Raw genomic sequence first — 11,034 nt, forward strand, 5'->3', positions numbered from 1 at the left:
TTAGAAGTGGTTGATGTGAAAGTAGTTCCTGTAGGTAATCCGTAAGGTGCTTCTCCAACTGAATATTGCCAAGTAGTAATTCCTGTTGCGGCAGCCCATTGTAAATTAGCTGAAGTAGAAGTAATACTAGTTGCGGCTAAACCTGTAGGTTGATTACAAAAAACCTGTTGAATGGTTAAAGTATATCCAACGGTTTGTTGTGCCGCACTTGATGATATTATTATATAATACGTTGTTCCTGCTACTACTGGAAATGGGTTAATATTTCTAATACCAGATGTAGCATTTGCCTGTCCTGCCAAACAAGTAGCCCCTGCAGTTCCAGGACAAGCACTATATACATGTATACTTGAACTTACATTTGTAGGCGATAATGAAATAGCTATATTACCTGTAAATGTAGCAGTATAAGAATAAAACACATCATTACCTGCCATATAATTGGTAGCAGAACCACTACATGCTAAAGGTTGAGCAGTATCGAATAAATCCAAATAATTAGCAGTATTGTCAACTGTTTGGTAAGGTAATGCGCCAACAACTATAGGGCCAGAACATGTGTCTCCAAAAGATGCCGTTTGAAAACTTCTTGGTCCAAACCAATCACTTTCATAATCACCTAATCCACTATTACAAACTGAACGAACCTGAAATTTGTATAAGGTGTTTGGCTGCAAACCTGTGGCAGTGAATTGTACAGGAGGCGTAACGATATTATTATAGTTAATTGTGGTAGGACCACCAAATGTATCATTAAAAGGACAAACCTGAACGTCCCATACAGTAATTCCGCCTGGATTTCCCCAGCTTAATTGGGCAGTTGTTGTAGTTTCATTTGCTGTTGCTAAAGGTCCAATTGGTGCATTACATTTTTGTACCACATTTACATTATCAATTAACCATCTGTCCCCATTGTCATTAGTCATTACAAAAGCAATATAAATAGTAGAACCTGCTGGATATGTTGCCGGAATATCAATTACTTTTTCTTCATAAACATTGGCAACAGCTGTCAAAGAAGCCTCGTCATATGAAATAAGATTGGTAAAACTAGCGGTATTTGTTTGTGAAGTAGTAGAAATTTTAATATCAAATAAACTACCTTGAACTCCTGTTTGAATGGTTTTGGTATAAAATCGTAACTGACCATTTGCTGGAACAGTTACTGCCGATGTAACCATCCAGTCAATCGCCTGACCAGTAGCAACATTTTCTTTGTTGATCATTGCTGATTTTCCAACACCTCCGTAGGTGAAAACCGCTAAGTTAGTTTCAGACCAACTTTGAGCTGCTCCGGTTCCTGTTTCAAATGTTGTCCAACCAGATGGTGGGAATGTTGCGCCTTCAAAGTTTTCGGATATTTGTCCGAAAACACCGAAGCCTGTAAACATAAGTAATAATAAAAGTAGTTTTTTCATTATAATATTGTGATTAATTAATATCTTTAACTATACAAAAATATACATTTTTAGCAAAGACTATCAATATATCGACAAGACGTGTGTTTTTGTCGATAAAAAGCTATTTTTTGTGTATTTATTTTTGCTAATTTTGTAAAAAATAATTATTTTGAATTCTAAAAAAATATATTTTGCTTCCGACCAACATTTTGGTGCGCCAACTTCAGAAATTAGTTTTCCTAGAGAACAAAAATTTGTAGCTTGGTTAGATGATGTGAAAAAAGACGCTGATGCCATTTTTTTATTAGGCGATTTATTTGATTTTTGGTTCGAATATAAAACGGTTGTTCCAAAAGGGTTTATTAGAGTTTTAGGGAAATTAGCCGAAATAAGAGACGCTGGAATTCCTATTTATTTCTTTGTAGGAAACCATGATTTATGGATGGGCGATTATTTTGAAAAAGAACTCAATATTCCTGTTTATCAAGACAATAAAGAATTTACCTTTAACGGAAAAACCTTTTTAATAGGACATGGTGACGGAAAAGGCCCTGGCGACATGGGTTACAAACGCATGAAAAAAGTGTTTACGAATCCGTTTTCAAAATGGTTGTTTCGTTGGTTGCATCCTGATATTGGCGTGAGATTAGCCCAATACTTGTCGGTTAAAAACAAGCTTATTTCTGGAGCTGAAGATGTTAAATTTTTAGGCGAAGAAAACGAATGGTTGGTGCAATATTGCAACCGTAAATTAGAAACCAAACAGTACGATTTTTTTGTTTTTGGACACCGTCATTTACCCATGGAAATTACCTTAAACGAACAGTCAAAATACATCAACTTAGGAGATTGGATTGGCTATTTTACGTATGGTGTTTTTGATGGTGAAACATTTGAATTGAAAAAATACGAATAACAAAAGTACTTTTGAAAACGAATTTGCGTTAGGGATGGAAGCGGCATCCTCCGATAGACAAAAACAAAAATTTATTTGTAGTTTTTGCTAATCGGAGATATAGCGTACAGCCCGACCCTTGTGGTAACGCCCAAAAAATTATTTTTCTATTTGTAAATCTCTGAATTTTGGTGATGCAACTGCGGTGGTTCCTACTACGAGTAACGTCATAATTCCTCCAAAAACTACGGCATTTACTACTCCAAATAATTTAGAGGTTAAGCCGCTTTCAAAGGCTCCTAGTTCGTTTGAAGAACCAACGAAAATAGAGTTTACGGATGAAACTCTTCCGCGCATATCATCTGGTGTGTAAATTTGCAAAATTGTAGAACGAATAACTACTGAAAATCCATCGGTAACGCCGCTTAAAAATAGGGCAATAACTGAAATCCAAAAGTTTTGGGATAACCCGAAAACGATAATACAAATTCCAAATCCGAAAACGGCTAATAGTAATTTTTTACCAGTATTTTTTTCGATGGAAAACATTGTAGAAGCCAGCATAGTTAATAGTCCACCAATGGCTGGTGCAGCTCTTAAAATTCCGAATCCTTCTGAACCTACTTTTAAAATATCTATTGCAAAAATGGGCAATAAGGCTACTGCGCCACCAAATAAAACCGCAAACATATCTAACGAAAGCGCGTTTAAAATAATTTTATTTTGAAATACAAATCTAATTCCAGCTTTTAAACTTTCTGTTACTGGTTCGCCAATTTTTTTATTTAATATAGGTTTTTTACTGATTTGTAATAACATGAAAATTCCTAAAATAATAGAAATTGTTACAAAAATCATAGAATTAAACACGCCAATTCCGCCAATTAAAAATCCAGCTAAAGCGGGTCCAATTACAGAAGAAACTTGCCAAGATGAACTGCTCCAAGTAGCCGCATTGGTAAATTGTGTTTTTGGAACAATTAATCCTAACAAACTAAAAACAGATGGAATGATAAAAGCCCGAATGATTCCGCCTAAAAAAACCAGCGCATAAATGGCATATAAAAAAGGTTGTTTCCCAATGATTGTGGCAGTTTCAGGATGAACCAAATAGCAAAATAATAAACTAATTGTTGCTGTTACTGCAAAACATTTGAGCAACATATTTCTTTTTTCGGATTGGTCTACAATGTGCCCAGCAAACAGCGCCATAATTATAGCAGGAATTACTTCCATAAGACCAATTAATCCTAATGACCAAGGGTTTTTGGTAATTCGGTACACTTCCCATTCAATCAAGACAAATTGCATGGACCAAGCCAATACAATGGCTAATCGCATGAGAATAAACCAACGAAATTCTGGTATTCGTAACGCTGAAAATGGATCTTTTTTTGTCATAGTTTTTTACCGCAAAGGCGCGAAAATTATAGAATGGTCACAAAGATTTTATTATATAATTCTCATTTTTACTTTTAATTGGTTCTTACATCACGCAATTGCAATTGTAAATTAACCGTTCCGTTCCATTCGTTTTCTTCTACAACATAAACGGCTTCAAACGGATTTCTGTTTTTTACAAGATCTATTTTAGCTCCAAGTCCAAATCCAATCGCATTAAAATTTGGGGAATTATTATGTTTCACGAAGACTTTTAAATGTTCCGCAACGTTACCTAATGTTTTAGCATAACCCGAATCGATTACGTTTTTAGACATAAAAACAGGTGTCATATTTTCTGGACCAAAAGGTTCGAATTGTTTTAGAATGCGCATAAATTTTTCATCAAGATCCGAAAAATTCATTTCTAAATCTACTGAAATTTCTGGAATCAATAAATCGGGAGGAATGGTTTTTTTGACTTCATTTTCAAAAGCTGCTTTGAATTTTTCGTAATTTTCTACTTTCAACGTCATTCCGGCAGCATACATATGTCCACCAAATTGTTCCAAATGTTCGGCACACGCATCCAACGCATTGTACACATCAAAATCTTTTACCGAACGTGCCGAAGCGGCTAATTTATCGCCACTTTTTGTAAAAACAATAGTCGGGCGATAATATTTTTCAACCAATCGAGAAGCCACAATTCCAATAACGCCTTTGTGCCAATTTTCTTGATACACAACCGTTGAAAATCGGTTTTGTTCGTTATTTTCTTCGATTTGAAGTAAGGCTTCTTTTGTAATTTGTTTGTCTAATTCTTTTCTGTCCGAATTGTGTTGCTCAATTTCGGATGCAAATTGTTCGGCTTGTTCTAAATTGTATTCAGTTAAAAGTGCCACGGCTTCGTTACCGTGTTTCACTCTTCCTGCGGCATTGATTCTTGGTGCTACGATAAATACCACATCGGTAATCGTTAAGACTTTTTTCTTTACATTCTGAACTAATGCTTTAATTCCTGGTCGTGGATTGGAATTAATCACTTCCAATCCAAATTTGGCTAACACTCGGTTTTCACCCGTAATTGGAACAATATCTGCAGCAATGGCTATCGCAACCAAATCTAAATAAGGAAGTAAATCTTCAATGGTTTGGTTTTTGTTTTCGGCTAACGCTTGAATCAATTTAAACCCTACTCCACAACCACATAATTCGTCATAGGGATAGGAACAATCTTCACGTTTTGGGTCTAAAACCGCAATGGCGTCAGGTAAAATATCGCCAGGTCGGTGATGGTCGCAAATAATGAAATCGATATTTTTTGCTTTGGCATAATTCACGTGGTCGATGGATTTTATACCACAATCGAGTGCGATGATTAAGGAAACATCATTGTCTTCGGCATAATCAATTCCTAGATAAGAAATTCCGTAACCTTCGTTATATCGATCAGGAATATACGTCGCCACATTTGGATAAAAACTTCGTAAATAACTAGAAACTAAGGAAACAGCAGTTGTTCCATCGACATCATAATCGCCAAAAACTAAAATATTTTCATTGTTTGCAATGGCTTTTTCGATACGAGAAACCGCTTTGTCCATATCTTTCATGAGATACGGATTGTGTAAGTCTTCTAAAGTGGGACGGAAAAAGGTTTTGGCTTGTTCGTAGGTTTCTATTCCTCTTTGAACTAATAAAGTAGCGATGATTTCATCTACTTGCAGAGCATTTTGTAAGGCTTGTACTTTTTCTTTTTCTGGCTTTGATTTTAGATTCCAACGCATAGTGATTTTGGATTTACGATTTTTGGCTTATAGTATTGAATAACAAAGATATAAATATTTTTAATTTTTTAGGTTGTCATTTCGACGTAAGGAGAAACTACATTTTAATTTATGATAAAATATCACTACCAAATAAATAACTACTAAAAACTGAACACTATTTCTTACCTCCTACAACCACAACAATTTCACCTTTTGGCGCTTTAATTTCGAAGTGCTCTAAGACTTCTTCAGCGGTTCCTCGGATGGTTTCTTCGTGTAATTTTGAAATTTCTCTGGAAACAGAAACGGGTCTGTCTGCACCGAAATATTGAATAAACTCTGCTAACGTTTTTAGTAATTTATGTGGCGATACGTATAAAATCATGGTGCGTGTTTCTTCGGCTAAAGCCAAATAACGTGTTTGTCTTCCTTTTTTATCGGGCAAGAAACCTTCGAAAATAAATTTATCATTCGGCAAACCACTATTCACCAAAGCGGGTACAAAAGCGGTTGCTCCTGGCAAACAATCTACTTCAATTCCGTTTTCTACACAAGCGCGAGTTAATAAAAATCCAGGGTCAGAAATGGCTGGCGTTCCAGCATCGGAAATTAAAGCAATGGTTTCGCCACCTTTTAATCGAGCAATTACATTTTCTACGGTTTTGTGTTCGTTATGCATGTGGTGACTGTGCATGTGCGTAGCAATTTCAAAATGCTTCAATAATTTTCCGCTAGTACGTGTATCTTCGGCTAATATTAAATCGGCTTCTTTAAGCACGCGGATGGCACGAAACGTCATGTCGTCTAAATTGCCAATTGGCGTAGGAACTATGTATAATTTACTCATTTATTTTGTTTGTTGTTTATGATTTGTTGTTTGTGGTTAAAATAGAAATGAATTAAAAAAAAACCATTAACAATAAACTACAAACTAATTGAATTTATTTTCTACAATTTCTAAAAATCGTACTTCAAATTCTTCTTTATTTTCCCAATTATTATAATCTGGTTTTACAAAATCCAACACAAAAGATTTCGCTTCATCCCAATTTGTAAACGTATTTAATTGAGATAATACTCTGTTTAAATCGTCGCCGTTTCCGGCAAATAAATTTTTCTCAAAAGCAATTTTATCATTCAATCCTAAAACTATCGCTTTTCCGTTTACAACTGGAGTTTCTTCTTTAGTTTCCGACACTATTTCTATTTCAACTTCTGGAGTTGATTCTGAAATTGACTCAACTTCACTACTTACCTCATCATTTATTTCTTCAATAATTTCGGCTTCTGTTATGGGCTCAGGGCTATCCAAAGTTGGCTCATTTTCAGTTTCTTTTTTCTCAAAAAACGTATCTTGATAATCATGAACTAGAATATCTTCCATTGAAATTTGTTTGGTCACTTTTGTGCCAATAATTTCGGGATTAGAAGTTGCTTTTTTCTTCTTTGTTTGATTTTCAATTACTTCTGCTGCTTCTTCTTGTTTAACTTGCTCTTCTTCAAGTCTTTCTTCATCAATGCTTTCAGAAATAATTTCTTCTTTTTCAATTTCTAAAATATTGTTTGTAGGAAAAAGCTCGTGTGAAATTTCACTTTTTTCAAAAAGTTCTTCTTCAATTTGTGCAATGTGCTCTTTAGAAGCCATTTCTACATAAATTTCTTCTTCATCTACAACATCAATGGTTCCTACTACAATTTTTTCTACTTTTTCTTCAAACAACTCTTCAGAAAATTCTTCATTTACTAAAGCGGTATTCGCTTCATAAAATTTTAAAAGTGATAATTGCTCATACAATTTTTTCACTTCTTCAAGTAATTGAATGGTTTCATTATGATTTTTAAGCTTTAATAAACGGTGCGCTATGCTAATTAATTCGCCTTCAATTTTTTTCTTCATAACTTTTTGTTTGTGTTGAACTTTTATAGCGTTGATTTTTATATTTTTGTTATAATTACAAAGGTAAAAGAAATTATGTGTATAAATTCTTGTAGAATGTATTTTTACAATTTTTTTTTCAACACAGATGTACACATATTTTTATACCTTTAACTTGAAATTAATTTAGATTAAAAATGTTTTTAGAAAATACGGTAAATCAGGAAGAACAATTTGGTTGGATAGAAGTAATTTGCGGCTCTATGTTTTCAGGTAAAACAGAAGAATTAATTAGACGATTAAAACGCGCACAATTTGCCAAACAAAAAGTTGAGATTTTTAAACCGGCAATAGACACGAGGTATGATGATGAAATGGTGGTGTCGCACAACAAAAATGAAATTCGTTCTACTCCAGTTCCTGCTGCAGAAAATATTAGAATTTTAGCACAAGGTTGTGATGTTGTAGGTATTGATGAAGCCCAGTTTTTTGATGATGAAATAATTACAATTTGCAATGATCTGGCCAACAGTGGCATTCGAGTAATTGTAGCTGGTTTGGATATGGATTTTAAAGGCAACCCTTTCGGGCCGATGCCTGCTCTTATGGCAACAGCAGAATACGTTACAAAAGTTCACGCAGTGTGCACCAGAACAGGAAATTTAGCCAATTATAGTTTTAGAAAATCTGAAGATAAAAAATTAGTAATGCTGGGCGAAACTGAAGAATACGAACCTTTAAGTAGAGCTGCTTATTATAAAGCGATGCGAGAAGAAAAAGAAAAGTAAATTTAACTCGGATTTTAGCAATTTGCACTAACAAATTCATAAAAATGGTAGTAAAATCTAACATATTACACGATGCCAATATAAACTTCTCTACTTCTATAGAATTTGAGCATATTTCTATTGATAGTCGTAGTTTACAAAACGGAAATACCACTTTATTTTTTTGTTTGAAAGGCCAAAATAATGATGCACATATTTTTGTTGAAAGTTTAATTGAAAAAGGGGTGCGACATTTTGTAGTGGAATATATTCCCGAAAATGTGAAAGGAAAAGCACATTTTTGTATAGTTGAAAACACTACCGTCGCTTTACAAAATTTAGCAAAATCATATAAAAATCAATTTCAAATAGAAACTATCGGAATTACCGGAAGTAATGGGAAAACCATTGTAAAAGAATGGTTAAATTTTCTTTTAAGTCCAGAATATGCTGTAGTTAGAAGTCCTAAAAGCTATAATTCGCAAGTTGGCGTACCGCTATCTGTTTTTGGAATCAATGAAAATCATACGCTAGGTATTTTTGAGGCTGGAATTTCTTTAAAAGGGGAAATGCAACATTTAGCCGATATCATTCAGCCGAATATTGGAATTTTTACCCATTTGGGCAACGCACATCAAGAAGGTTTCACTACAGTTGAAGAAAAAATAATCGAAAAATGTCAGTTATTTTCTAAAGCTGAAATACTAATTTTAGAGAAAAACGATTGGATTGAAAAACACATAACAATACCAACATTTACTTGGAGTTTTGAAGACACCAAAGCCACTGTTTTTATACTTTCTACCGTTAAAAACAACCTAAAAACTTCATTAGAAATTCAATTTAAAAATGAAATTTTTAAAGTTTCACTTCCGTTTACAGATGCTATTTCTATTGAAAATGCTATAACTTGTATTTGCACTTTATTATATTTAAATATTGCCATTTCAACAATCACGGATAGAATTTCGAAATTATATAATATAGAAATTCGCCTTCAAGCCAAAAAAGGAATTAATAATTGTTTGTTAATTGATGATAGTTATTCAAGCGATTATCAGTCGTTAAAAATGGCGTTAGATTTTTTAGAACAACAAAAACTGCATCAGAAAAAAACCATTATTTTATCTGATATTTTTCAAAGTGGTTTGAATTTAAATGAGCTATATAGGAATGTAATCAAATTATTACAACAAAATAATATTGCACAAATTATTACCATCGGAGAAACCATAGGAAAGTATTTTCAAGATGTACCAAATGTGATTTCATTCCAAAATACTCAAGCTTTTTTACAGCAATTTAATACCGATTCGTTTAAAAACGAAACCATATTAATTAAAGGTGCTAGAAGTTTTAATTTTGATGAAATTGTTGTTTTATTAGAAGAAAAAAACCACGAAACGGTTTTAGAAATTAATTTAGATGCTCTAACAACAAATTATAATTTTTACAAACAAAAACTTCACCAAAACACCAAAATTATGGTTATGGTGAAAGCTTTTGGTTATGGTAATGGCGGCTATGAAATTGCTAAACAACTGGAACATTTAAAAGTTGGCTATTTGGGCGTAGCTTTCGCCGATGAAGGAATCGCATTGCGAAAAGCAGGAATTACCACTCCAATTATGGTATTAAATCCTGAAATTAGTAGCTACAAAGCTATGATAGCTTATAATTTAGAGCCGGAAATGTATTCTGTTTCTGGTTTAACTTCATTTATTGAATTGGCCAAAGAAAAAAACCTCAACGGATATCCTATTCATTTAAAAATTGATACCGGAATGCATCGCTTAGGTTTTGAAAAATCGCAAGTTTCAGAATTAATTACGTTACTAAAACATAATAATTTTGTGAAAGTAACCAGTATTTTTTCGCATTTAGCGGCATCAGACAACTTTGATTTTAAAGCATTTACCTTACAACAAATTCAACTATTTGAAGCCATTGCTACAGAAATTTCTACTGCTTTACATATTCAACCTATCCGACATATTTTAAATACTTCCGGAATTTTTAATTTCCCAGAATATCAATTTGAAATGGTACGATTGGGAATTGGAATTTATGGCGTAGGCAATTCGGAAGAAGAACAAATTTCTTTAGAAAACGTGAGTGTTTTAAAAAGTATTATTTCGCAAATAAGAACTGTTAACGAAAACGAAAGCATTGGTTACAGTAGAAAATTTGTAGTGCAAAAACAAATGAAAATTGCAACAATTCCTATCGGTTACGCCGACGGAATTAGACGTGCTTGGGGAAATGAAAAAGGTTATGTACTAATTCACAACCAAAAAGCTACTATTTTAGGCAATATTTGTATGGATATGTTAATGGTGGACGTAACTTCTATTCCTTGTGAAGAACGTGATGAAGTAATAATTTTTGGGGAAAACCCGCACGTACAAGAAATAGCAAGCGTTTGCGATACCATTCCTTATGAAATTTTAACCAGTATTTCGCAGCGGGTAAAAAGAATTTTCTATAAAAATTAAACCAACTCTTTTAGTTTTTTTATAACTTCGTGTAACCAAATTTAACATATATGAAAATTATTTCTGAATTTAAAGATTTTATTGCGAAAGGCAATGTAATGGATTTAGCTGTTGGAGTTATCATTGGAGGTGCTTTCGGTGGCATTGTAAAATCACTTGTTGATGATGTTATTACACCTGCTATTCTAAACCCTGCCTTAAAAGCAGCAAACGTAGCCGATTTAGCGCTTTTAAAAACCGATGGCGGTATTTTATACGGTAAGTTTTTAGCTGCTGTGATTGGTTTTTTAGTGATTTCTTTTGTGATTTTTTTAATGGTAAAATCACTTAATAAAATTAAAAAAACCGAAGAAGAAATTTCAACACCTTCCGGACCAACACAAGAAGAGCTTTTAACTCAAATTAGAGATTTATTAAAAAAATAAACTTTACATAAAAAAAGCTGTTTC

9 protein-coding genes are annotated in these 11,034 nt (G+C 33.4%); 4 read left to right on the forward strand and 5 right to left on the reverse strand.

Annotation, left to right across the window (positions count from 1 at the left end; genetic code table 11):
* A partial coding sequence (locus ACIQZ1_RS02395) for a choice-of-anchor J domain-containing protein (RefSeq protein WP_396158700.1) occupies positions 1–1,418 on the reverse strand: 1,418 nt, incomplete at its 3' end.
* A gap of 151 nt (positions 1,419–1,569) precedes the next feature.
* Here ACIQZ1_RS02395 and ACIQZ1_RS02400 point away from each other — a divergent pair.
* Positions 1,570–2,316, forward strand: a complete 747-nt coding sequence (locus ACIQZ1_RS02400; RefSeq protein ID WP_396158702.1) for a UDP-2,3-diacylglucosamine diphosphatase — start codon at positions 1,570–1,572, stop codon at positions 2,314–2,316.
* A 138-nt stretch (positions 2,317–2,454) separates the two neighbouring features.
* Here ACIQZ1_RS02400 and ACIQZ1_RS02405 read toward each other — a convergent pair whose 3' ends face one another.
* The 4 genes from ACIQZ1_RS02405 to ACIQZ1_RS02420 all read right to left on the reverse strand — a co-directional run bounded on the left by ACIQZ1_RS02405 (position 2,455) and on the right by ACIQZ1_RS02420 (position 7,344).
* Positions 2,455–3,696, reverse strand: coding sequence for an MFS transporter (locus tag ACIQZ1_RS02405; RefSeq protein ID WP_396158704.1), 1,242 nt, complete (start codon positions 3,694–3,696; stop codon positions 2,455–2,457).
* Between the two features lie 74 nt (positions 3,697–3,770).
* Entirely contained in the window at positions 3,771–5,465 is a 1,695-nt protein-coding gene (gene recJ, locus ACIQZ1_RS02410; protein WP_396158706.1) for a single-stranded-DNA-specific exonuclease RecJ, read from the reverse strand.
* Positions 5,466–5,622: 157 nt separating this feature from the next.
* Entirely contained in the window at positions 5,623–6,294 is a 672-nt protein-coding gene (gene rsmI, locus ACIQZ1_RS02415; protein WP_396158708.1) for a 16S rRNA (cytidine(1402)-2'-O)-methyltransferase, read from the reverse strand.
* 84 nt (positions 6,295–6,378) lie between these two features.
* Complete coding sequence (locus tag ACIQZ1_RS02420; protein WP_396158710.1) at positions 6,379–7,344, reverse strand: hypothetical protein; 966 nt, start codon at positions 7,342–7,344, stop codon at positions 6,379–6,381.
* A gap of 176 nt (positions 7,345–7,520) precedes the next feature.
* Here ACIQZ1_RS02420 and ACIQZ1_RS02425 point away from each other — a divergent pair, with 176 nt between their 5' ends.
* Genes ACIQZ1_RS02425 through mscL form a run of 3 tightly spaced genes read left to right on the forward strand, consistent with a single transcriptional unit; the run spans position 7,521 to position 11,010 of the window.
* The gene (locus ACIQZ1_RS02425; RefSeq protein WP_396158712.1) at positions 7,521–8,111 is read left to right on the forward strand and encodes a thymidine kinase; all 591 of its coding nucleotides are present in this window, start codon (positions 7,521–7,523) and stop codon (positions 8,109–8,111) included.
* Between the two features lie 44 nt (positions 8,112–8,155).
* Complete coding sequence (locus ACIQZ1_RS02430; RefSeq protein WP_396158714.1) at positions 8,156–10,585, forward strand: bifunctional UDP-N-acetylmuramoyl-tripeptide:D-alanyl-D-alanine ligase/alanine racemase; 2,430 nt, start codon at positions 8,156–8,158, stop codon at positions 10,583–10,585.
* Between the two features lie 50 nt (positions 10,586–10,635).
* The gene (gene mscL / locus ACIQZ1_RS02435) at positions 10,636–11,010 is read left to right on the forward strand and encodes a large conductance mechanosensitive channel protein MscL (RefSeq protein WP_396158716.1); all 375 of its coding nucleotides are present in this window, start codon (positions 10,636–10,638) and stop codon (positions 11,008–11,010) included.
* The last annotated feature ends 24 nt before the right edge of the window (positions 11,011–11,034 follow it).

This window comes from Flavobacterium sp. (assembly GCF_044341185.1).
Taxonomy (GTDB): domain Bacteria; phylum Bacteroidota; class Bacteroidia; order Flavobacteriales; family Flavobacteriaceae; genus Flavobacterium.